We start from the raw sequence: 21920 nt of genomic DNA, 5'->3' as shown, positions 1-21920 counted from the left end.
CCGGTGACCTTCGGTTTTCTGAGTCCCCTCTACACAGCGGTGTCCTGGATCATCGTCCAGTTCCACTCGCTGTACAGCCACGTCTTCGACCCGAACGGTGGCTGGGCCTGGGGTCTCGCCATCGCCTCGATGGTCATCGTCATCCGGATCTTCCTGATCCCGCTGTTCGTGAAGCAGATCAAGGCGACGCGGGCCATGCAGGCGATCCAGCCGAAGATGAAGGCCATCCAGGAGCGCTACAAGAACGACAAGCAGCGCCAGTCCGAAGAGATGATGAAGCTGTACAAGGAGGCGGGTACCAACCCGTTCTCCAGCTGCCTTCCCATCCTCGTGCAGGCGCCGTTCTTCACGGCCCTCTACGGCGTGCTAGCGTCCGTCGCCAACGACAAGACGATCGGCGTGATCACCCCCACGCTACTGGCCAGCGCCAAGCAGGCGCACATCTTCGGCGCCCCGCTCTCCGCGACCTTCCTCGGCAGTGACGAGGTCAGCGTCAAGATCGTCACCGCCGTGATGATCATCCTGATGTCGCTGTCCCAGTTCATCACCCAGCGCCAGCTGATGACCAAGAACATGGACCTCACGGTCAAGACGCCGTTCATGCAGCAGCAGAAGATGCTCATGTACGTCTTCCCGATCATGTTCGCTGTGATGGGCATCAACTTCCCGGTCGGTGTGCTGGTCTACTGGCTGACCACCAACGTCTGGTCGATGGGCCAGCAGCTGATCGTCATCCGCAACAACCCGACGCCGGGCAGCATGGCCTGGGACGAGCGGCAGGCCCGCCTGAAGAAGGCCGGTCGGCTGAACCCGGACGGCTCGGTCAAGAAGGTCGGCCTGCTGGCGATGGTCTCCGGTGGCGGCGGCAAGAGTACGGGCGGGACCACCGCGGAGGACGCCGTTCAGGAGGCCGTGCAGGCCCGTCGGCAGCAGCCGAAGAAGCTCACCAAGGCGCAGCGCCAGCAGGGCGCGGGCAGCGGGGCGGCCGTCGAGGCGGAGAGCGTGGCGCAGGACACCAAGCCGACGACCGCGAAGCCGGCGGCGCCCGACGCGGCTGCGAAGCCCACGGCGGCCAAGGGCGGTCAGCGCCAGCAGCCGAAGCGCACCGGGCAGCCGGGCGGCCAGCGGCCGAAGAAGAAGCCCTGACGGCTCCGGCCCGGCCGTAACGGCCCACTGATCTTCGTACGCGGCCCGATCCGAGGGCCCATTCCAGAAGGAGTCCACCAGTGACGGAAGGCACCACCGCCACCGAGTCGTCCGCCGACAACCTCGTTGCCCGCCTCGAGCAGGAGGGTGACATCGCGGCCGACTACCTGGAGGGTCTGCTCGACATCGCGGACCTGGACGGTGACATCGACATGGACGTCGAGGGCGACCGCGCCCTGGTCTCCATCGTCGGCGAGGGCAACGACCGGTCGCTGCAGCGGCTGGTCGGCCAGGACGGTGAGGTGCTCGAGGCGCTCCAGGAGCTGACCCGGCTGGCCGTGCACCGGGAGACCGGTGAGCGCAGCCGCCTCATGCTGGACATCGCGGGGTTCCGGGCGCGCAAGCGGGCCGAGCTGGCGCAGCTGGGTGCCGAGGCGGCCGAGCAGGCCAAGTCCTCCGGTGAGCAGGTCAAGCTGCGCCCGATGACGCCGTTCGAGCGCAAGGTGGTCCACGACGCGGTGGCGGCGGCGGGTCTGAGCAGCGAGTCGGAGGGCGAGGAGCCCCAGCGTTGCGTGGTCGTGCTGCCGCGCTGACGCGCCGCAGCCAGTCGGTCCGACGACCCCGTCCGCCTCGTGCGGGCGGGGTCGTCGTCCGCTCGGGCCCGCTTGACGGCCGGTCTGAGTGGGCGTCATGAGGGCGCTGTTTCACGTGAAACGGCTGCTGCGTGACACAGTGGTTGCCAGCGTGCGTGGCGTGGAGACGGTGAGCGGAGAGGCAGAGATGGAGACGGACGGCGTGGAGACCGACGGCACCCCGGAGGAGGGCGGACCCGAGGGTCTGCCGGAGGCTCCGGCGGTGGCCCGGGAGATCTTCGGGGACCGGTACCCGGTGGCCGTGCGCTACACCGAGCTGCTGGCCACGGCCGGCGTGCAGCGTGGCCTGATCGGTCCCCGGGAGGTGCCTCGGCTCTGGGACCGGCACGTGCTGAACTGCGCGGTCCTGGCCGAGCTGCTGCCGCCGAACGCCTCGCTCTGCGACGTCGGTTCGGGCGCCGGGCTGCCGGGCATCCCGGTTGCGATGGCCCGTCCGGACGTCTCGGTCACCCTGTTGGAGCCGCTGTTGCGCCGGACCACCTTCCTGGAGGAGGTGGTCCGGGAGCTTGGCCTCGACAACGTCACGGTGCTGCGCGGCCGGGCCGAGGAGATGGTCGGCAAGCTCGCGGTGGACATCGTGACCGCCCGCGCGGTCGCCCCGCTGGACCGGCTGGCGGGCTGGGGCCTGCCGCTGCTCCGGCCGTACGGGCAGATGCTGGCGCTCAAGGGCGACACCGCCGAGCAGGAGCTGGCGGACTCCCGGTCGGCGCTGACCAAGCTGGGCGCGGTGAAGTGGTCGGTGCTGGCGGTCGGTGAAGGCAGCCTGGAGACCTCGACCCGGGTGATCCGGGTGGAGGCGGGGGAGAGCCCCGGCGGGGTGAAGGCGGCGAACCGGCGGGCCAAGGCGGCGCGGGCCGGGCGGGGTGGCCGACCGGCCGAGACCGGGCGGGGCGGCGGCGGGCGGCGTCGGCGCTGAGGCCACGGGTCCCGGTAAGTGGACTCACGGAGCGGGTACCCGGACGGGTGCCCGCTCCGGTGCGTCCCGGGCCGTGCGTGGTTGCGGTCGGGGTTGGGCTGCCGGGCGCGGTCGGAGTGGTCTGCCGACCACGCGGGCAGGGGCGTACGGCGCGGTCAGGTGGTGCGTCGGGTGCGGTCGGAGTGTCGCACCGTCAGATTTCCGACATTGTGGGCATGGTGTTTCACGTGAAACGTCGCTCCCTGCTTTCCGGAATCCTCGGCCGCAGCCGGATGGTGACTGTTGCCGCTCCGGTTTCACGTGAAACACTGACCCCCATGCAGGACTCGGAGACCATCGACCAGGTCGATGACACGCCCATCGCACGGGCCGCCATGGCCGCGGTGGCGGCCGCCGGACGGGCCGGTGAGGGGCTTCCCAGGCCCGCCTCGACCCGGGTGATCGTGGTGGCCAACCAGAAGGGCGGGGTGGGGAAGACCACAACCACCGTCAACCTCGCGGCCGCCCTGGCCATGCACGGGCTGCGCGTCCTGGTGGTCGACCTCGACCCGCAGGGGAACGCCTCCACCGCGCTCGGCATCGACCACCACGCCGACGTGCCGTCGATCTACGACGTGCTGGTCGAGGGCAAGCCGCTGGCCGACGTGGTGCAGCCGGTCCGGGACGTGGAGGGGCTGTTCTGCGTCCCCGCCACCATCGACCTGGCCGGCGCCGAGATCGAGCTGGTCTCGCTGGTGGCCCGGGAGAGCAGGCTGCAGCGCGCGATCACCGCGTACGAGCAGCCGCTCGACTACATCCTGATCGACTGTCCGCCCTCGCTGGGCCTGCTGACGGTCAACGCCCTGGTGGCGGGCCAGGAGGTGCTGATCCCGATCCAGTGCGAGTACTACGCCCTGGAGGGTCTGGGTCAGCTGCTGCGGAACGTCGAGCTGGTCCGGGCGCACCTGAACCCGACGCTGCACGTCTCCACCATCCTGCTCACCATGTACGACGCCCGGACCAGGCTGGCCGCCCAGGTGGCCGAGGAGGTCCGGACCCACTTTGCCGAGCAGGTGCTGAACACGGCGATCCCGCGTTCGGTCCGGATCTCGGAGGCACCCAGCTACGGGCAGACCGTGCTGACCTACGACCCCGGTTCCGCCGGGGCGCTCTCCTACCTGGAGGCCGGGCGGGAGCTCGCCCTCCGGGCGGCCGGGGCGGCGACCGACGGATCCGCGGCACCCGCGGTGGGGCAGCAGCGCAGCGGCGCGGCCGCTCCGATGGCAGAGCACGGCAGCACGATGGAGGACAACCGGTGAGTGGTGGGCGCAGGGGCCTGGGACGTGGACTCGGGGCACTGATTCCGGCGGCGACACCCGCGACCGGGGCCGCCACGGCCCCGGCCCGGCCGGGGACGGCGGAGGCGGACCGGTCGGCCGCTGTGGTCTCCCCGGCCGCGGTGCCGGTGCTGCCGACGGACCGTGGGACGGTGGCCGCCAAGGTGGCGGCCGAGCTCGCCCGGGACCAGTCCGGCCTGCCGCGGCGGAGCGTGCTGGAGGAGGCGCTGTCCCCGGTGGAGGGGGCCCGGTTCGCCGAGCTGCCGCTGGACTCCATCACGCCCAACCCCCGCCAGCCCCGGGAGGTGTTCGACCAGGACAAGCTGGCCGAGCTGGTCGCCTCCATCAAGGAGGTGGGTCTGCTCCAGCCGGTGGTGGTCCGGCAGACCGGTGCGGACCGCTATGAGCTGATCATGGGCGAGCGGCGCTGGCGGGCCTCCCGGGAGGCGGGTCTCGACCTCATCCCGTCGATCATCCGGGCCACCGACGACGACAAGCTGCTGCTGGACGCGCTGCTGGAGAACCTGCACCGGGCCGAGCTCAACCCGCTGGAGGAGGCGGCCGCCTACGACCAGCTGCTGCAGGACTTCTCCTGCACCCACGACGAGCTGGCCGACCGGATCGGCCGCTCACGCTCGCACGTCTCCAACACCCTGCGACTGCTGAAGCTCTCGCCGACCGTCCAGCGCCGGGTGGCCGCCGGCGTGCTGACGGCCGGTCACGCCCGGGCCCTGCTCGGGGTGCCGGACGCGGAGCGGCAGGACCAGCTGGCCCGGCGGATCATCGCGGAGGGGCTCTCGGTGCGGACCACCGAGGAGATCGTCGCGGTGATGGACCGGGACGAGAAGCCGCAGCGCCCGGCCGGACCGAAGGCGGGCCGGCTGCTCTCGCCGGCCTTCAACGACCTCTCGGAGCGGCTCTCGGACCGCTTCGAGACCCGGGTCAAGGTCGAGGTCTCGCAGCGCAACGGCAGGCTCGGCAAGGGCAAGGTGGTGCTGGAGTTCGCCTCGGTGGAGGATCTGAACCGGATCCTCGACAGCCTGGCGCCGGGTGACGAGGGGCTCCGGCTGTCCGGCAGCTGAGGCTGCGGCCCGGGTTGCCGCGCGGTTCCGATGGGTGCATGTTTCACGTGAAACATGCACCCATCGTCGTTCGTCGTACGGGGAGAAGCCGTCGGTGGTGACGGTCCGTCGGGGGACCGTGGAGGAGGGATGAGTCATGGGGCGCAGGATCGCTCCGCTGACGTTGGACAACCTGGGGGATCTCCCGCTGCCCTGCCGCGCCTGTGTGTTCTGGGAGCTGGACCCGGTCAGTGCCAGGGTGGCCGAGGAGAGCGGGAAGCCGGAGCTGGAGAAGGAGGGGTGGATCTCTGCGGTCCTGCTGGAGTGGGGCTCCTGCGGGCGGGTCGTCTACGTGGACGAGCTGCCGGTGGGCTACGTGCTCTACGCCCCACCCGCCTACGTACCGCGTTCTTCGGCCTTCCCGACCAGTCCGGTCTCGCCGGACGCGGTCCAGCTGATGGTGAGTCGGCTGCTGCCCGGCTATCAGGGGCAGGGGATCGGCCGGGTGCTGGTGCAGACCGTGGTCAAGGACGTGGTCGGCCGGGGGTTCAAGGCGATCGAGGCGTTCGGCGCGGCCGGTCGGGAGACCCCCAGCTGTCTCCTCCCGGCGGACCACCTGAGGGCGGTCGGGTTCAAGACCGTCCGGCCGCACCATCGCTACCCGCGGCTCCGGCTGGAGGCACGCACCACGCTGTCCTGGAAGGGCGATGTGGAGGTGGCCCTGGAGCGCCTGCTCGGCGGGGCCAGGGGCGGGCCCCGGAAGGAACCGGCCCTGCGGCCGTTCTGACGGCGCTTCCGACGCCGTGGGGACACGGAAGAGGGGCCCCTCAACGAGGGGCCCCTCTTCCGTGCCGTGTGCGCCGAGGACTAGATGTACTCGGCCAGCTCGCGGAGCAGCGCGGCCTTCGGGCGGGCGCCGGTGATGCTCTTCACCAGCTCGCCGTTCTGGTACACGTTCAGCGTCGGGATCGAGATCACGCCGTACGCGGCGGCGGTGCCCTGGTTGGCGTCGACGTCGAGCTTGGCGATCGTCAGCTTGTCGCTGTGCTCGGTCGCGATCTCCTCCAGGATCGGGGCGACCTGACGGCACGGGCCGCACCAGGTGGCCCAGAAGTCGACCAGAACGGGCTTGTCGCTCTTGAGAACCTCGGCGTCGAAGGTCGCGTCGGTCACGGTGATGGTGGCGCCGGCCACGGGAGCTCCTAAGGGTCAGAACGAGGTGTTGCTGAGAAGAACAACGGCGGGGGCCGTTCTGTTTCGTGCGGCACTCCCCGATTCGGTGCAGCGGTCCGGGAGGACCGTTTCACGTGGAACGGGGAGCGGCGACGTCAGACCGCGACGGCTGCGGCCTGGCTCTCCAGGTCGTCCAGCGCGGCCAGGTAGCGCTCGGCGTCCAGGGCGGCGGAGCAGCCGGTGCCGGCGGCGGTGATCGCCTGGCGGTAGGTGTGGTCGACCACGTCACCGGCGCCGAAGACACCGGGGATGTTGGTCCGGGTCGAGGGAGCCTCGACCTTGAGGTAGCCCTCGGCGTCCAGGTCCAGCTGGCCGGTGAACAGGTCGGTGCGCGGGTCGTGGCCGATCGCGATGAACAGGCCGGTGACCGGCAGCTCGCGCGTCTCGCCGGTGGTGGTGTCCCGCAGGGTGACGCCGGTCAGCTTCGGGTCGCCGTGGATCGCCTCGACCGCGCTGTCCCAGGCGAAGCTGATCTTCGGGTCGGCGAAGGCCCGCTCCTGCATCGCCTTGGAGGCCCGCAGGGTGTCCCGGCGGTGGACGATCGTGACCGACTTGGCGAACCGGGAGAGGAAGGTCGCCTCCTCCAGCGCGGTGTCGCCGCCGCCGACCACGGCGATGTCCTGGTCACGGAAGAAGAAGCCGTCGCAGGTCGCGCACCAGGAGACGCCGCGACCGGAGAGCCTGTCCTCGTTCGGGAGGTCGAGCTTGCGGTGCTGGGAGCCGGTGGTGACGATCACCGCGCGGGCCCGGTGGACGGTGCCCTCGGAGTCGGTGACGGTCTTGATGTCACCGGTGAGGTCGACCGAGACGATGTCGTCCGGCACCAGCTCGGCGCCGAAGCGCTCGGCCTGGCCGCGCATGTTGTCCATCAGCTCGGGGCCCATGATGCCGTCCCGGAAGCCGGGGAAGTTCTCGACCTCGGTGGTGTTCATCAGCGCGCCACCGGCGGTGACGGCACCCTCGAAGACCAGGGGCTTGAGGGAGGCTCGGGCGGTGTAGAGGGCAGCGGTGTAGCCGGCCGGCCCTGAGCCAATGATGATCACGTTACGGACGTCGCTCACTGCATCTCCTGGTTCGCATCGCGACCCGCGCTATTGCGGGGAGGGCGGTCCTGCTCCGCCGCCCGGGACAACGATCCACCAGTGTCGCTCATTCCCCGGGGCGGTTGCAGCAGGCGCCCGCAGAGTGGTCGTCCGATTGGGACGACACGCCGGGGACGGACTCACCCGGCGGGGACGGTGCGGTGCAGCCGGACTCGGCAGTCGGCGGTCACCAGGTAGACCTCCACCTGGTCGGCGGTGAGGGGGTAGACCAGGGCCGTGACGGGCTCCGCGCCGAACCGGCCGGGAGCGGCGAGCAGCGGTACGCCGGGAGCGGTAGCCGGGCAGGGAGCCGCCGACGCCGACTCCGGGCCGAACTCCGGAGCGGCCCCCGCGCCGAGCGACGGCGCCTTGAGGGCGGAGCCCGCAGTTCCCCGGACGTCCGGCCTGGCGGCCTTGTCCTGGACCAACTGGCGGATCTGACCGGTCAGATCCGCCTCGGTGAAGACCTGTGGCCCGGCGGACGCGTCCTGCTGCCGGGAAGCGACACCCGCCACCGTGCTGTCGGCGCCGGAGGTGTCCCGCTGTTGGGCGAGCAGGGTGCTGCCCAGGCCCAGGACGGCGAGACAGGCGACCGCGGCCAGCAGCACCCGGCCCCGACGGCGGAGCCGACGGGTGGGGCCGGCGGGGCCCCGGGTGAGCGGTGCGTCCGGGTCGGCGGCCGGGGTGACGGGGGCGGCCGCCTCGACCGCGAGGGCGGCGTCGATCCGGTCGCCCAACTCGGCCGGCAGCGCCGGGAAGTCCTCCACCGCGCCGAGCAGTTCGCGGACCTCGGCCAGCGCGGCGTAGGTGTCGGCGCACTCGGCGCAGCCGTCCAGGTGGGCCCGCAGCAGCGGCACCTCGGCGGGCGCGGTGAGATCCTCGGCCAGGTCGGCCAGCAGCTCGACGTCGGGGTGGTCGGGCTCGGTCCAGGAGGGGGTCATCGTGGCGTCACGTCTCCTCTCAGCGCCTGGCCGGGGCGGGGCGGTGATGGGACGGACGGCGAGACGTCCTGGTTCCCCGCCGGGGTCGGGGCCGCGCCGGTTTCACGTGAAACACCGTTGGCCGGCGCGGCCTCCGACGGTGTTTCACGTGAAACGGTGCGCAGGTGCCGGACCAACGGCAGGAGCTTGGCCCGTCCCCGGGCGCAGCGGCTCTTCACCGTGCCCACCGGTACGCCGAGCAGCTCGGCGGCCTCGGCGACGCCGTACCCCTGCATGTCCACCAGCACCAGGGCGGCCCGCTGCTCGACCGGGAGCGCAGCCAGGGCGGCGGTCACCTCGCGCTGGAGCTCGGCCCGGACCACCAGGGTCTCGGTCGCCTCGGCGCTGCCGAGCAGGGTGTCCAGCCGGTACTGCTCCTGGTCCAGCGAGCCGGCCGGACGGCTGGCGGCCCGGCGGGCCCGGTCCAGGCAGGCGTTGACGACGATCCGGTGCAGCCAGGTGGTGACGGCCGAGCGGCCCTGGAAGGTGTGGGCGGCCCGGAAGGCGGAGACCAACGCGTCCTGCAGGGCGTCGGCGGCCTCCTCGCGGTCACCCAGGGTCCGCAGCGCGACCGCCCAGAGGCGGTCCCGGTGACGGTGCACCAGGATGCCGAACGCGTCCGGGTCGCCGCCGGTGTGCCGGGCCAGCAGGGTGGCGTCCGGGATCTGCTCGGTCATGGTCGCCCCCCTTCCCGTCAGCCGGTGACCTTCACCTCGGCGATCTTGCCGCGGTACTTCCCGTCGGAGCCATCCTTGGGGACGCTGGTCAGCCAGATCAAGAGGTAGCGGGTGGTGAGTGGCTGACCGGGCTTCAGTTCCACGGTTCCGCCGCTGCCCTGCGCCGCCGGTGCACCCAGGCCGTCCAGGCCCGCCTTGGTGGCGGCGGGAGTGGTCGGGGCGTCCTTGGGCGCCGCCAGGAGCTGAACGGTGCCGGAGCCACCCAGCTGGACCTCGACCGAGCTGACCCGCTGGACCGAGCCGAGATCGACGAGCAGCCCGGTACCGGCCTTGTACGCGCCGCCCAGGTCCTCGTTGTAGCCCGAGGTCTGCCAGCTGGTGGCGGGGTCACCGTCGTGCGCGAGGGAGGTCTCGCTCGCGTGCTCGGGTCCGTCGCCCAGCGGGTTGAAGGAGAGCACGTCGGCGATCGTGACGGGCTTGCCGACGACACTGCCGGGGGAGGCGGGAGCGCTCTGGGTGGGCGGCGGCTGCTGCCCGTCCACGCTGTTGCCCTCGTGCTTGTTGAGGTGGCTGACGAGCTGCCAGGAGGCCATCCCGATGGCGGCCAGGGCGACCACCGAGGCGGTCAGCCGGACCAGTCGGCGCAGCCGGGGGCGGCTCGGCCGGGAGGTGTTTGCGGGGGCGCGCGTCCCCGCCGTTTCGAGTCGGAGCTGCTGCTGGGGGTGGGCCGGCCGGTGCGGCTGCGGCCGGGGCGGCGGGGTGTAGGCCGGAGGTGGCGGCGGCTCGGGCTGCCGGATCTTCGGCATCAGCGCGATGGCCTTGACCAGTTCCTCCGGCGTGGTGATCGGGTCCTGGTGGTGCGGCGGGTGCTCGCAGAGGGCCCGGGCGGCGATCTCGGCCAGGCCCTTGTGCACGCCCGCCCTGACCTGGTCCGGCGGCACGCAGCCGAGGCTCTTGGGCAGGCCCTGGAGGTCGTACCGGTCCTCCGGGTACGGCCAGCGGTGGGTCAGCGCCGCGTACAGCAGTGCGCCGATGGCGCGGGTGTCGGTGAGTGCGGCGTCCTCGTCGGGCAGCCCGCGGAGCGCGGCGTCCACCGCGATGCCGTTGATCCGGTACTGGCCGCCCTCGGTGCGCAGCACGCACCTCGGGGTGAGCCGCAGATGGGCCTGGCCGCGCCGGTGGGCGGCCGCGATCGCCTCGGAGACCTGACGGACCATCTGGTACGCGTCGTACGGCTCCAGTGGTCCGTCGGCGAGCAGCTGGGCGAGGTCCGAGGCGCCGGGCAGCCACTCCCGGATGACGTAGACGTGGTCGCCCTCCTGGACCGCGTCGAGCACCTGGACGAAGCGCGGGTCGCCGAGCAGGGCGGCGGACTTGGCGGCGGCCAGCACGCCGCGGGCACGCTGGTGACCGGCCGCGAGCAGGTGGACGCCGACCGCGCGGCGGAGCTTTTCGTCGACCGCGCGCCAGCTGCTGAAGAACTCGGACTGGGTGGTGCACTCCTCCAGCCGGTAGCGGTCGGCGATCCGATCGCCGCTGTGCCGGTCGGGCGCGGGGCGGAGCAGCGGGAGCTCACCGGTGGGCTGGTCGAGGGTGGCGGCCGCGTCGAACTCCGGCTCCTCCTCAGCACCGTCGTCCGCGGCAGCTTCGTCGTCGGCCTCCGACTCGGTCTCCCGTTCGGCCTCCGAGTCCTCGTCGACCGGCGCGGACTTCGACGTCCGACCGGTGAGTTCGGCGGCGATCTCCGCGGCCGACAGCGGGGTGGTGGCCTCGGCGGCGCTCTCCGCCGTCGGTTCGTCGGCCGGGGTCTCCCCGGCCGCGGTGGCCGGTGTCGTCTCGTCGTCCGCCACGGACGTGCCGACAACCGCCTTGGTGCCATCAGCCACCGTTGTCCTGCCTCCCCTTGTGTCGCCCCGGGTCCCGGAAAACCGGCCGTCCGTCCGGCCCCTGGGGGCGGAAGCGTGCCAGGACAATTGTGCCCACTCTTCCTCCCCTGCTACGACCGTTGGGTGGGCCGGGTGGTTGCGTTCCGGTTGCGACCGTCCGCCAAACCCGCTGACGGGCAGGCTGCCTGAGTGAGCGGAAGGTCCGGCTGACGCCAGGTCAGCGCCCGAGGCGGCTGCGCACCATACCGATCATCGCGTTCAGTTCCTCGATCCGCATCCGGCGGGCGATCAGGGCGAACACGGTGAGTTGCAGTCCGCCCGCCAGCAGGACGGTCAGCACCGCGCCCACCCAGTCACCGAGCAGCCCGGTGAGCAGGTCGTTCAGCAGCAGGCTGGCCGCCAGGCCGAGGACGGCGGAGGGCAGTGAGGCGATCGCCAGCCGGGTGTACGTCCTGGCGATCCGCCCGGTGTCCAGGCCGCCGGTCCTCGCCTTGAGCTTGGGCACCGCGACCGCGACACCGACCGCGTAGGAGAGACCGTAGCCCAGCGCCATCCCGGTGACCGCCCACTGGGCGGGCAGCACGAACCAGCAGAGCACCGCCGAGGCGGCTTGGCAGACGGCCACCCAGAGGGTGTTGGAGAACGGCGTCCTGGTGTCCTCGTAGGCGTAGAAGCCGCGCAGCAGCACGTACTGCACCGAGTACGGGATCAGGCCCAGCGCGAAGGCGGAGAGCATGTAGCCGACCGCCGTGGTGCTGTGCGCGACCGCGCCGCCGTTGCCCAGGCCGTAGATCGCGCTGCCGATCACCGGGCCGAGGGCGAGGAAGAGGAAGGCGGCGGGCACGATCGCCACCGCCGACGTGCGCAGCCCGTACGAGAGGTCGTCCCGCACCGCTCCGGCGTCGCCGTCGGCGGCCGAGCGGGACAGCCGGGGGAGCACCGCGCTCATCACCGAGACGGTGATCACGGCCATCGGGAGCTGCCAGATCAGCAGGGCGTTGGAGTAGGCGGCCAGACCGACGCCGAGGTGGCCGGTCTTCTCCGCCTCCGCACCGGCCGCGGTCGCGAGCTGGGTGACCACCAGGAAGCCGGCCTGGTTGGCCAGCACGAACAGGAAGGTCCACTTGGCCAGCCGGGCGGCCTTGCCGAGACCGTGGCCGCGCCAGTCGAAGCGCGGCCTGAACCGGAAGTCGGCGGCCCGCAGGTACGGGATCATCGAGAGCGCCTGCACCGCGAGGCCCAGCAGGGTGCCCAGGCCGAGCAGCCGGACGCCCTCGGGGGAGATGGTGGCGGGGGTGACCTCGGTCCGCTGGAAGGTGCCGAAGACCCAGATGTACATCCCGAAGGTGAAGATCACCACGATGTTGTTCAGCACCGGGGTCCACATCATCGCGCCGAACCGGCCGCGGGCGTTCAGGACCTGACCCATCACCACGTGGATGCCCATGAAGAAGATGGTCGGCAGGCAGTACCTGGCCAGCGCCACCGTGGTGTCGGCGCTCGCCTGGTCCCGCATCAGCGAGTGCGAGATCAGTTGGACCAGCAGCGGGGCGCCCAGCACGGCGAGGAAGGTGACCCCGGCCAGACCGGCCATCACCAGGGTGAGCAGCCGGTTGGCGTAGGCGGTGCCGCCGTCCTCGTCCTGCTTCATCGCGCGGACCAGCTGGGGGACGAAGACGGCGTTCAGGGCGCCGCCGCCGATCAGGATGTAGAGCAGGGTGGGCAGAGTGTTGGCGGCGTTGTATGAGTCACCCATGGTGCCAACGCCGATCGCGGCGGCGATCACCATGGTGCGCAGGAAGCCGGTGCCCCGGGAGACCAGGGTGCCGGCGGCCATGATCGCGCTGGAGTTCACCAGGCTGCCGACCTTCCCCCCGGAGGTCGGTTCGGGACGCTGCTCGGCCACCGGCTCGGCCGACTGCCCGGAGCCGGCCATCTCCTCCACGGAGAGCGGCGGGTCGAACTCGATCGGGGGCACGAACGGGCGCGGCTCCTCGGCCTTCGCCAGCAGCGAGTCCACGCCGACGTACTCGGCGGCCACGGCGTCAGGGGTCGGCTCGGGCTCTTCCGACGGCGCGTCGGTACCGGCCACGCCGGGCCAGCGCGGGGTGGGCGCGGTCAGCCCGGCCACCGGCTCGCCCTGCGGCGGCTGGAGCAGCTGGAGGGTCTGCGGGTCGTCCTGGGTGGCCTGCTGCTGCGGCAGCGCCGGGCTCCGCAGGCCGTACGGGTCGCCCCCGGCCCCGGTCGGGAACGGGTCGGCGGCGTACGGGTCCTCGGCGTAGGTGTCCGCCAGGTACCAGTCCGCGGGCTGCTCGGCCGCGCCGTCCTGGCCCGTGGCGGCGCGACCCTGCTCACGACCCTGTGCTCGCTCCTCGCGCGGCCCGCTCATGCCACCTCATCGATGCTCGGGTACGGCCGCCCTGGAGGGGCCGCCTCAGTGCCCCACCTTCTCATCACCGGGGGCGTGTTCCCCGGCAGCTGCGCCGGACTCCTCCGCCGCATCCGCTTCCTCTCCGACCGGCTCCGCCTCCGGCTCCTCGGCCGGCTCGGCGGCCCGCTTGCGCCGCTGCAGGGTGAACCGGACCGCGGCGAGCAGGATCAGCAGCACGCCGCCGCCGATCACGTACAGCACACCGGAGGTGACCGAGGTGACGTCCACCGTGAAGACCACCGGCTTGCCGTACGGCTGCGGGTTGGGCCCGGTCGTCACGAGCTGGGCGGTCATCTGGACCCCGCCGTTGTTCCTGGCCCTGGCCTGGAACCGCAGCGTCTGGCTGGTGGTGGCCTCCAGCAGCACGTTCTGCTGAAGGCTCACGTTGACCCGGTTCGGCTGACTGGAGACCAGCTTCACCTGGAGGTTGCCCACCGCCTGGTTGAGGTCGTTCTTGATGCTGACCAGAACCACGCCGGTGTCACCTGCGAGGGTGACCATGCTCTTGGGGGTGAGCTTGACCGCGCCGGTCAGGCTGTCCAGGTAGTTCTGCACGCCGGCCCGGTAGGAGCTGCCCTCCGCGGCCTGGTCACGCCAGGCGGTGGACATCGAGCGGACCATCGCGGCGCTGAACGGGCCGCGCACCCGCTGCGGCTGGGTGAGGATGGACAGCAGCAGGTCCAGCCTGCCCTGGATGTCCATCACCTGGCCGAGCGTCGCGGCGGACAGCTCGCCCGCGCGCAGCCGCTGCGGGTAGTCGGCGGGAACGGCGGTGTTGGCCTCCGGATCGGCCGGGGCGGCGGCCACCGTCTGGAGGTTCACCAGCCTGGCCCAGCCGCCCTGTTGGGCCTTGCCGACCGCTTCGGCCAGCGCACCGGCGGAGCCTGCGGTCAGGGTGCGGGGCGGCAGCACCAGCAGGGTGCGGGGGGACTCGGGGAGCTGCCGGTTGATCACCATCGTCTCCGCCAGGAAGCGCTGGACGGCCGTGGTGGCGGCCTGCGGCGAGGACAGGTCCGGCTGGAACAGGTCGGAGACGGTCGAGTCGGCGACCACGGCGGTCTGGCCGTTGCCGATCGGACGGGCCGCGTTCGGGGTGTAGTTCATCGAGGTGTCCGGGAGGCTCGCGCCGCTGGTCAGCACCACGTTCTCCCCGACGGCCCGGGCGGTGCCGGCGATCTGCTGGTCGAGCTGGCCCTGGTAGGGCCAGGCGACGTCGGAGCGCGCGTCGATCGAGAGCCGCCCCTCGGCGGTCACCTCACCGGCCGTACCGGCCTTGCGGAGCGCGCTAGCCATCCCGTTCAACCCGGCGCCGTTGTGCGCGATCGAGGCCAGATCGGGGTCGGCGTACGGCAGGGAGACGACCTGGCTGCCCGCTCCCGCGACCGCGGTGCGGAGCTGCTTGAGCCACTCCGTCGCGGCGTCCCTACCGGTCCCGGCGACGGTGTTGCTGTCCTTGGCGGGCTCCCCGGCGGTGTTCGGCTTCTGCACCCGGTACGGCTTGGTCATCGCGAACACGGTGTCCAGCAGGTCGGGATCGATCACCCAGGTCAGCCCGGGCAGCTGACCGCCGGTCTGCACCAGCTGGTACAGCCGGCCGCCCTGCGCCAGGTCGGTGGCCAGGCTGTCGTCCCGGAGCACCGGCACCGGGTCGTTGTCCTGCATGGTCTGGGCGACCAGCTCCGGCGAGTGGGTGATCGGCCAGACCACCGCGAGCTGGGTCGGGTGCGGGACCGCCTCGTTCTTGTACGGCAGGAAGGTCCGGGCGATGCCGATGGTGTGCGGGGCGTCGTCGTCCGGGGTGACCCCGGCCACGTCCACCGCCAGCTCGTACACCCCGCCCTTGCCGACCTTGAGCTCGGCGACCGGCACCTGGACGCTGAACGCGTGGCTCTGCCCCGAGGTCAGCACACCGAGGCTCTCGCGGCCGGTGGTGAGCGGGGTACCGTCCGAAGCCGTCGGCTCACCGCGCCGGACGACCTGGTCGAGGCCGCTGCGGTTGCGCACCGGCGAGCCACTGGCCGACGGCTGCCGGAATCCCACCGTGACGTCCTTCAGCGCGGCGGAACCGGAGTTGGCGACCGTGCCGGTCACCGTCACGGTGTCGCCCGGCGCCGCCACCCTGGGGGTGACCGAGTCCACGGCGACGGAGGCCGGGAACTCCGGGGAGGCGGCGACGAAGCCGACCGGTGCGGCCACGGCGGGCAGCACACCGGGGACCAGGACGGCGCCGACTGCCAGCAGGCCGGAGAGCCGTCTGGCCACCCGGCCCGATCGGGTGCGGACCAGCGTGCGCGGACCCGACTGCCGTACCGGCTCAACCACGCGCTTCGACCTCGTCGTTCTGGATCGGGTTGGAACTGCTTCAGTCCTGGCAGGGGACCCCGGGGCGACGGCCGACGGGCCCGGGCCGGGATCTCTCCACCGGCATGGTAACGAGGCCGGTGGCGCGGTGGTGTTGCGGGCCGGTGGCTGACGGCACGGAGGAGCCGGGAGCGACGGAGGAGGGAGGCCCGGTGCGACGGGCGAAAAGGTGGCGACGACAGGGCAGGGTGGCCACGTACCCTTGTGAGCCGTGTCCACTGTCAATGAGTCCAGCGCCAGTCCGTCCAGCACCGACGCCCGTGCCGCCGCCCCCGGGCTGAGCGAGGCGCAGGCCCTCGGCCTGCAAGAACTGCTCCGGGTGTCCCCGGTCGCGGACGAGATCGCCGAGCGGTTCCGGGCCGCCGGGCACCGGCTGGCCCTGGTCGGCGGATCGGTCCGGGACGCGCTGCTCGGCCGGCTCGGCAACGACCTCGACTTCACCACCGACGCCCGCCCCGAGCAGGTGCTCAAGCTGGTGAAGGGGTGGGCGGACGCGGTCTGGGACGTCGGCATCGCCTTCGGCACCGTCGGCGCCCGCAAGGACACCGCGGACGGCTCGTTCCTGATCGAGATCACCACCTACCGGAGCGAGGCGTACGACCGCAGCTCGCGCAAGCCCGAGGTGACCTACGGCGAGACCATCGAACAGGACCTGGTCCGGCGGGACTTCACGGTCAACGCGATGGCCGTCGACCTGCCGGGGCGCGGCTTCGTCGACCCGCACCACGGGCTGGATGACCTGGAGGCCCGGGTGCTGCGCACCCCCGCCACGCCCGAGGAGTCCTTCTCCGACGACCCGCTGCGAATGATGCGGGCCGCCAGGTTCGCGGCCCAGCTGGACTTCGAGCCCGCCCCCGAGGTGGTCGCCGCGATGACCGCGATGGCCGAGCGGATCACCATCGTCTCCGCCGAGCGGGTGCAGGCCGAGCTCAACAAGCTGCTGCTCGCCGACCACCCCGTGAAGGGCCTGCGGCTGCTGGTGGACACCGGCCTGGCCGACCACGTGCTGCCCGAACTCCCGGCGCTCCGGCTGGAGAGCGACGAGCACCACCGGCACAAGGACGTCTACGAGCACTCGCTGACGGTGCTGGAGCAGGCCATCGCGCTGGAGCAGGACGGTCCTGACCTGGTGCTGCGGCTGGCCGCCCTGCTGCACGACATCGGCAAGCCGCGGACCCGGCGGTTCGAGTCCGACGGCCGGGTGTCCTTCCACCACCACGAGGTGGTCGGCGCCAAGATGACCCGCAAGCGGATGCGGGACCTGAAGTACTCCAACGACCTGACCGACGAGGTCTCGCGGCTGGTCGAGCTGCACCTGCGCTTCCACGGCTACGGCGGCGGCGAGTGGACCGACTCGGCCGTGCGCCGCTACGTCACCGACGCGGGCCCGCTGCTGGAGCGGCTGCACAAGCTGACCCGCTCCGACTGCACCACCCGGAACCGGAAGAAGGCCGCCGCACTCTCCCGGACGTACGACTCGCTGGAGATCCGGATCAGCGAGCTCCAGGAGCAGGAGCAACTGGACGCCATCCGCCCCGCGCTGGACGGCAACCAGATCATGCAGCTGCTCGACCTCAAGCCGGGCCCGCAGGTCGGCAAGGCCTACAAGCACCTGCTCGAACTCCGGCTGGAGCACGGGCCGATGGAGCTCGAGGCGGCGGAGGCGGCACTGCGCGAGTGGTGGGCGGAGCAGCAGTAGGCACTGCGGTGGGAACGAACTGAGGGGGGCGTCCGGATCGGACGCCCCCCTCAGTTCGTCGAGCGCCTACTTGAGGAAGTGCAGGCAGAGCGTGAACTTGTTGCTGCCCTGCTGCTCGGTGTAGAGGCCGTCGGAGTCCTCGAACTTGTCGCAGACCGACTCGTCGACCGTGTTCTCCACCTTGCCGACGATCTTCGCCTCGGCCTTCGGGTCGGAGCAGTCGAGCACCACCACGTCGGGGTGGTTGTCCTCGGCGCCCACGGCGACGGTGGTGTTCCGGTTCCGCACGCAGTCGCCGACCGCGGCGTACCCCGGGTCGCCCTTGATCGAGAAGCCGATGGCCAGCACCACGATCACGGGGACCAGCACACCGAGGATGACCGGCCGCTGGAACACCGGCTTGCCCGGGTTCATCGGCTGACCGGGGGCGCCGGGGATCGGCTCGGCCAGCTTGTTGATCTTCGCCCGCTGCGGGAGGTTGATCAGCATGGTGACCGGGTTGATGATCATCGACGCGATGCCCCACCAGCCCTGCCAGAGGCTCTTCGCCGTCATGTCCCGGTGCGCGGCGATGCCGCAGGTTCGACAGAACGGGCCCTGGAGCTTGAGAAACTTCATGATCACCAGGAAGCCCTGGTGCCCGCGGATGGTGGCCTCCACCGCCGGAGCCGACCCACAGAACCGGCAGAACGGGCCGGCCGGCAGGCCCTGCTGGAACTGGTGCGACTGTTCGAACGGCTGGGTCGGGACGGCGGGTGCCGCAGCGGCGGGGTCGACGGGCGGAGCGCCGTACGGGACCTGCTGGGGAGGCGGAGTGGACAAGGGATTCCCCCGAGTGTGACGGATGTGCCTGAAGTGAACGGTGCAAGGTATCGGCAGGTCAGGCGCGTAAGAAAGCCAGTTCGCCCCCGGTGGGGGGAATGGACACCCAACCGTGATCGCGCCGCCCGATTTGTCGGATCACAAGATCGCGTGAACATGTGTCGCTTTAGCGAATCCGCTCGATTGAGTGGTCGCAGTCGCTGAGTGGGCCTGCTGATTGGGCGTCATGCTGAGCTGTCCGCGGGGAGGGCGTTCCTCCCCCGGAGAGAGAACGCAGCCATGGCTGTGGACGAGGTCCTGTTGGAGTCCCCGACGATGCGGGCGACGGTGGCCGAGCGGGTCGAGGTGCTGGACCGGGTGAAGGCGCTGGCCTTCCTGCCGGACGGGGTGCACGTGACCACCGATGCGGTGGCGCGGTACTTCGGCGTCGGGGAGAAGGCGGTCTACTCGGTGGTCGCCGACCACCGGGCCGAGCTGGTGGCCAACGGCTACACCGTGCTGAGCGGTTCGCGACTGACCTCCTTCAAGGAGGTCAGTGGGATCCAGTCGCGGGCGAGGTCGCTCGCGCTGTTCAGCCGGCGGACGGTGCTGAACGTGGCGATGCTGCTGCGGGACAGCGAAACCGCACGTCAGGTGCGGTGCTACCTGCTCGACGCGAGCAGCAGGCCAGGCGCGAGGCTGTGGACAACCCCGTGGACGGGGGTGTGGACAACCGGTTCCGGTACCCCGAGGGGTCGGTGGACGCGGCGGTCGCCACGGTGGCCGAGCGGGCGGTCCGCTCGGTGATCAGCACCAGTGTGGTGCCCCTGCTGAACGCGCTGTCGGTGGAGGTCGGCCGGAACAGCCGGAAGATCGACGCGATGGCGGACTGGGTCGACCGGCTGGAGCGGGTGGTGCTGGACGACGGGGAGAAGGCGATCGCGCGGCGGCGGCTGAGGCTGCTCAGGGCGATCGACGAGGGCGCCACGCCGGAGGAGCTGGACGAGTTGGTCCAGCGGTCCGCCGCTGAGAGCCGGGGGCGGATAGTAGAAGTACCCACCCCCGGCTCGTTCGAGGGCCGGTCAGGCCGGGACGGGGGACCGGCGGGCCGCGCGGGCGTACAGCACGGCAGTCAGAGCGTAGAGCACGGCGACGCCGAGCATCAGCGGAACGGAGCGGCCGTCGAGGGGGAGGACGAGGGCGGCGACGAAGGCCGCAGCGACGAAGGCGAGGTTGAACAGGACGTCGTAGATGGCGAAGACGCGGCCGCGGTAGGCGTCCTCGACGGACTCCTGGACCACGGTGTCGGCGCAGATCTTGATGCCCTGGGTGACCACGCCGAGGAGCAGGGCGGCGGCCATGACGGGGCCGAAGGAGAAGGTCAGGCCGAGAGGGGGGACGAAGACGGCGGCGGAGGCGGCGCAGGTGGTGAGCCAGCCGGAGAGACCGAGGCGGCGGGTGCACCAGGGGCTGATGACGGCGGCGACGAAGAAGCCGACCGCGGAGACGGCGAGGGCCTTGCCGAGGGTGGCCATCCCGGCGGCGCTGTCGGCGGGATCGTTGAAGGTGTAGCGGGACAGCATCAGCAGGACCACCACCAGGATGCCGTAGCAGAACCGGGCGGCAGTGACGGCGGCCAGCGCGTGGGCGGCCGGTCGGCAGTCCCGGACCAGGTGGCGTACGCCTTCGGCGAGCTCGCGGGCGGCCAGGCCGAGCGCCCGGCGGAGCGGTGGCCGGTCGGGGTGGTGGTCGGGGCCGAGCAGGTCGGGGTCCATTCGGAGCGCGGTCAGGCCGGCGCTGAGGTAGAGCAGGGCGGCGACGGTGACCAGCAGGGCGTCGGCCCGGGGACCCGGCGGCAGGACCAGGTGGACCACGAAGCCGAGGCCGCCGCCGCAGAAGGCGGCGACGGTGCCGAGGGTGGGGGAGAGCGCGTTGGCGGTGACCAGCTGCTCGGGGTGGGCGACCACCCGGGGGAGGGCGGCGGAGAGTCCGGCCAGGATGAACCGGTTGAGGGCGGTGACCAGCAGCGCCGCGCAGAGGAAGAGCCAGTCCGGCACCCGAGCCAGCAGCAGGGCACCGGTCACCAGACCGAGCCCGCAGCGGGCCAGGTTGCCGAGGTACAGCACCTGTCGGCGGCGCCAGCGGTCGAGCAGCACGCCGGCGAACGGGCCGATCAGTGAGAACGGCAGCAGCAGCACCAGGAGCACCGAGGCGATGTCGGCCGGACTGGACTGCCGTTCGGGCGAGAAGATCACGTACGAGGCCAGCGAGACCTGGAAGACGCCGTCGGAGAGCTGGGAGAGCACTCGTGCGGTGAGCAGCCGCCGGAAATCGGCAGTACGGAACAGGCCGATGAGCGGATTGCCGCCGTTCCCCGTCTGAGCCACCCGCCAAGGGTGCCACGGTCGGCGCCGTTGTTTCACGTGAAACATGGCCGGATGTCCGCCGGCTCCTGGCCGGGGCGCCCGACCCGTCGTCACCAGCGGAAAGCCCGGGGGGCCCTGACCAGTGGTCAGGGCCCCCCGGGCCGTCAGCTCAGGCGCTTCAGCGCTCGACCTCGCCGCGGATGAACTTCTCCACGTTGTCGCGGGCCTCGTCGTCGAAGTACTGCACCGGCGGGGACTTCATGAAGTACGAGGACGCCGACAGGATCGGGCCACCGATGCCCCGGTCCAGGGCGATCTTCGCGGCGCGGACGGCGTCGATGATGACACCGGCCGAGTTCGGGGAGTCCCAGACCTCGAGCTTGTACTCGAGGTTCAGCGGAACGTCGCCGAAGGCGCGACCCTCGAGGCGGACGTAGGCCCACTTGCGGTCGTCGAGCCACGCCACGTAGTCGGACGGGCCGATGTGGACGTTCTTCGCTCCCAGGTCGCGGTCCCGGACCTGGGAGGTGACGGCGTTGGTCTTCGAGATCTTCTTGGACTCGAGGCGCTCACGCTCGAGCATGTTCTTGAAGTCCATGTTGCCGCCGACGTTCAGCTGCATGGTGCGCTCCAGCAGGACACCGCGGTCCTCGAAGAGCTTCGCCATCACGCGGTGCGTGATGGTCGCGCCGACCTGCGACTTGATGTCGTCACCGACGATCGGCACGCCGGCCTCGGTGAACTTGTCCGCCCACTCCTTGGTGCCGGCGATGAAGACCGGGAGGGCGTTGACGAACGCGACCTTGGCGTCGATGGCGCACTGGGCGTAGAACTTGGCGGCGTCCTCGGAACCCACCGGCAGGTAGCAGACCAGGACGTCGACCTGGCGGTCCTTCAGGACCTGCACGACGTCGACCGGGGCCTCGTCGGACTGCTCGATGGTCTCGAGGTAGTACTTGCCGAGACCATCGAGGGTGTGACCACGCTGCACGGTGACGCCGGTCGGCGGCACGTCGCAGATCTTGATGGTGTTGTTCTCGCTGGCGCCGATGGCCTCCGAGAGGTCGAAGCCGACCTTCTTGGCGTCGACGTCGAACGCGGCGACGAACTCCACGTCACGGACGTGGTAGTCGCCGAACTGCACGTGCATCAGCCCGGGGACCTTGCCGGCGGGGTCGGCGTCCTTGTAGTACTCGACACCCTGAACCAGCGACGCGGCACAGTTGCCGACGCCCACGATGGCTACGCGAACCGAACCCATTCCGGTTGCTCCCTTTGAATCATGAGTCCCGCCCGACCGGGCGGCCTCGCT

Annotated in this window: 17 protein-coding genes and 1 pseudogene; 8 read left to right on the top strand and 10 right to left on the bottom strand. The window is 71.5% G+C overall.

Annotated features, from left to right (window positions below; genetic code table 11):
* Window positions 1-3 precede the first annotated feature (3 nt).
* The 6 genes and pseudogenes from yidC to ACKUU6_RS15755 all read left to right on the top strand — a co-directional run bounded on the left by yidC (window position 4) and on the right by ACKUU6_RS15755 (window position 5879).
* Window positions 4-1146, top strand: a complete 1143-nt coding sequence (gene yidC, locus ACKUU6_RS15780; RefSeq protein ID WP_407989174.1) for a membrane protein insertase YidC — start codon at window positions 4-6, stop codon at window positions 1144-1146.
* Window positions 1147-1226: 80 nt separating this feature from the next.
* Window positions 1227-1739, top strand: a complete 513-nt coding sequence (locus ACKUU6_RS15775) for a protein jag (protein ID WP_407989173.1) — start codon at window positions 1227-1229, stop codon at window positions 1737-1739.
* Window positions 1740-1926: 187 nt separating this feature from the next.
* The gene (rsmG, locus tag ACKUU6_RS15770; protein WP_407989171.1) at window positions 1927-2715 is read left to right on the top strand and encodes a 16S rRNA (guanine(527)-N(7))-methyltransferase RsmG; all 789 of its coding nucleotides are present in this window, start codon (window positions 1927-1929) and stop codon (window positions 2713-2715) included.
* 290 nt (window positions 2716-3005) lie between these two features.
* Window positions 3006-4013, top strand: a pseudogene (locus ACKUU6_RS15765) (ParA family protein); the annotation flags it as partial.
* A complete protein-coding gene (locus ACKUU6_RS15760) occupies window positions 4010-5113 on the top strand; it encodes a ParB/RepB/Spo0J family partition protein (RefSeq protein WP_407989170.1) in 1104 nt (367 codons plus the stop codon). The pseudogene ACKUU6_RS15765 and the gene ACKUU6_RS15760, both read left to right, overlap by 4 nt.
* Before the next feature lie 136 nt (window positions 5114-5249).
* Window positions 5250-5879, top strand: a complete 630-nt coding sequence (locus ACKUU6_RS15755; protein WP_407989169.1) for a GNAT family N-acetyltransferase — start codon at window positions 5250-5252, stop codon at window positions 5877-5879.
* An 80-nt stretch (window positions 5880-5959) separates the two neighbouring features.
* Here ACKUU6_RS15755 and trxA read toward each other — a convergent pair whose 3' ends face one another.
* The 7 genes from trxA to ACKUU6_RS15720 form a co-directional block, all read right to left on the bottom strand.
* Window positions 5960-6286: a thioredoxin gene (trxA, locus tag ACKUU6_RS15750; protein ID WP_407989168.1), complete on the bottom strand. Its 327-nt coding sequence runs from the start codon at window positions 6284-6286 to the stop codon at window positions 5960-5962.
* A gap of 134 nt (window positions 6287-6420) precedes the next feature.
* The gene (gene trxB, locus ACKUU6_RS15745; protein ID WP_407989167.1) at window positions 6421-7386 is read right to left on the bottom strand and encodes a thioredoxin-disulfide reductase; all 966 of its coding nucleotides are present in this window, start codon (window positions 7384-7386) and stop codon (window positions 6421-6423) included.
* Between the two features lie 161 nt (window positions 7387-7547).
* Window positions 7548-8348 carry a hypothetical protein gene (locus tag ACKUU6_RS15740; RefSeq protein ID WP_407989166.1) on the bottom strand — a complete coding sequence of 267 codons (801 nt, stop codon included), beginning with the start codon at window positions 8346-8348 and terminating at the stop codon, window positions 7548-7550.
* Complete coding sequence (gene sigM, locus ACKUU6_RS15735; RefSeq protein ID WP_407989165.1) at window positions 8345-9064, bottom strand: RNA polymerase sigma factor SigM; 720 nt, start codon at window positions 9062-9064, stop codon at window positions 8345-8347. The genes ACKUU6_RS15740 and sigM overlap by 4 nt, the downstream gene beginning before the upstream one ends.
* 17 nt (window positions 9065-9081) lie before the next feature.
* On the bottom strand, window positions 9082-10806 hold the full coding sequence (locus ACKUU6_RS15730) for a protein kinase family protein (protein ID WP_407992141.1): 1725 nt from the start codon (window positions 10804-10806) through the stop codon (window positions 9082-9084).
* A gap of 361 nt (window positions 10807-11167) precedes the next feature.
* On the bottom strand, window positions 11168-13339 hold the full coding sequence (gene murJ / locus ACKUU6_RS15725; protein WP_407989164.1) for a murein biosynthesis integral membrane protein MurJ: 2172 nt from the start codon (window positions 13337-13339) through the stop codon (window positions 11168-11170).
* Window positions 13340-13384: 45 nt separating this feature from the next.
* Complete coding sequence (locus tag ACKUU6_RS15720) at window positions 13385-15703, bottom strand: DUF6049 family protein (RefSeq protein WP_407989163.1); 2319 nt, start codon at window positions 15701-15703, stop codon at window positions 13385-13387.
* Window positions 15704-16019: 316 nt separating this feature from the next.
* Here ACKUU6_RS15720 and ACKUU6_RS15715 point away from each other — a divergent pair, with 316 nt between their 5' ends.
* The gene (locus ACKUU6_RS15715; protein ID WP_407992140.1) at window positions 16020-17441 is read left to right on the top strand and encodes a CCA tRNA nucleotidyltransferase; all 1422 of its coding nucleotides are present in this window, start codon (window positions 16020-16022) and stop codon (window positions 17439-17441) included.
* Window positions 17442-17507: 66 nt separating this feature from the next.
* Here ACKUU6_RS15715 and ACKUU6_RS15710 read toward each other — a convergent pair whose 3' ends face one another.
* Window positions 17508-18263, bottom strand: coding sequence for a hypothetical protein (locus ACKUU6_RS15710; protein ID WP_407989162.1), 756 nt, complete (start codon window positions 18261-18263; stop codon window positions 17508-17510).
* Window positions 18264-18542: 279 nt separating this feature from the next.
* Here ACKUU6_RS15710 and ACKUU6_RS15705 point away from each other — a divergent pair, with 279 nt between their 5' ends.
* Entirely contained in the window at window positions 18543-19049 is a 507-nt protein-coding gene (locus tag ACKUU6_RS15705; RefSeq protein ID WP_407989161.1) for a hypothetical protein, read from the top strand.
* 275 nt (window positions 19050-19324) lie between these two features.
* Here ACKUU6_RS15705 and ACKUU6_RS15700 read toward each other — a convergent pair whose 3' ends face one another.
* The gene (locus tag ACKUU6_RS15700) at window positions 19325-20629 is read right to left on the bottom strand and encodes an MFS transporter (protein ID WP_407989160.1); all 1305 of its coding nucleotides are present in this window, start codon (window positions 20627-20629) and stop codon (window positions 19325-19327) included.
* A gap of 157 nt (window positions 20630-20786) precedes the next feature.
* Window positions 20787-21869, bottom strand: a complete 1083-nt coding sequence (locus ACKUU6_RS15695) for an inositol-3-phosphate synthase (RefSeq protein ID WP_407989159.1) — start codon at window positions 21867-21869, stop codon at window positions 20787-20789.
* Between the last annotated feature and the right edge of the window lie 51 nt (window positions 21870-21920).

The sequence above is a fragment of the Kitasatospora sp. CMC57 genome (assembly GCF_045866025.2).
GTDB lineage: Bacteria > Actinomycetota > Actinomycetes > Streptomycetales > Streptomycetaceae > Kitasatospora.
Note: the sequence above shows the minus strand (reverse complement) of the source record. Positions and strands in the feature narration are given on the sequence as shown.

Excerpts from the sequence above, each read along its gene's own strand:
- ACKUU6_RS15705 (WP_407989161.1), top strand. The coding sequence starts at position 18,543 with ATGGCTGTGGACGAGGTCCTGTTGGAGTCCCCGACGATGCGGGCGACG.
- murJ (WP_407989164.1), bottom strand. The coding sequence starts at position 13,339 with ATGAGCGGGCCGCGCGAGGAGCGAGCACAGGGTCGTGAGCAGGGTCGC.
- ACKUU6_RS15695 (WP_407989159.1), bottom strand. The coding sequence starts at position 21,869 with ATGGGTTCGGTTCGCGTAGCCATCGTGGGCGTCGGCAACTGTGCCGCG.
- ACKUU6_RS15755 (WP_407989169.1), top strand. The coding sequence starts at position 5,250 with ATGGGGCGCAGGATCGCTCCGCTGACGTTGGACAACCTGGGGGATCTC.
- sigM (WP_407989165.1), bottom strand. The coding sequence starts at position 9,064 with ATGACCGAGCAGATCCCGGACGCCACCCTGCTGGCCCGGCACACCGGC.
- ACKUU6_RS15740 (WP_407989166.1), bottom strand. The coding sequence starts at position 8,348 with ATGACCCCCTCCTGGACCGAGCCCGACCACCCCGACGTCGAGCTGCTG.
- rsmG (WP_407989171.1), top strand. The coding sequence starts at position 1,927 with ATGGAGACGGACGGCGTGGAGACCGACGGCACCCCGGAGGAGGGCGGA.